The organism is Colwellia sp. BRX10-4, assembly GCF_014077465.1.
Classification (GTDB): domain Bacteria; phylum Pseudomonadota; class Gammaproteobacteria; order Enterobacterales; family Alteromonadaceae; genus Colwellia_A.
Map to the genome: position 1 here is coordinate 1 of NZ_JACGVZ010000161.1, position 242 is coordinate 242.

Here is a 242-nt window from a genome sequence, read left to right on the forward strand (position 1 = left end):
GTAACCGTGTCACCTGCATTATAAGTATTACCATCAACAGTAAAACTGGTGACAGTTAGTGGACCATCTGCTGTTTCAGCATTATCTAACACATTGCCTGTGGCTGTTGTATCTTCAGCTGTTGTAACAGATTCACTATCATCACTTAGATCAGACACTGGTGTCACTGAAATTGTTAGTGTAGAGCTCTGTGTATCACCTGCACCGTCAGTAACAATGTAAGTAATTACAGGCACAGCACC

At 41.7% G+C, this 242-nt stretch carries 1 protein-coding gene; it reads right to left on the reverse strand.

The window, feature by feature from the left end; all coding sequences use genetic code 11:
* Nucleotides 1–242 (reverse strand): hypothetical protein (locus H4J67_RS20220; RefSeq protein WP_220471686.1); only part of this gene is annotated, 242 nt, incomplete at both ends.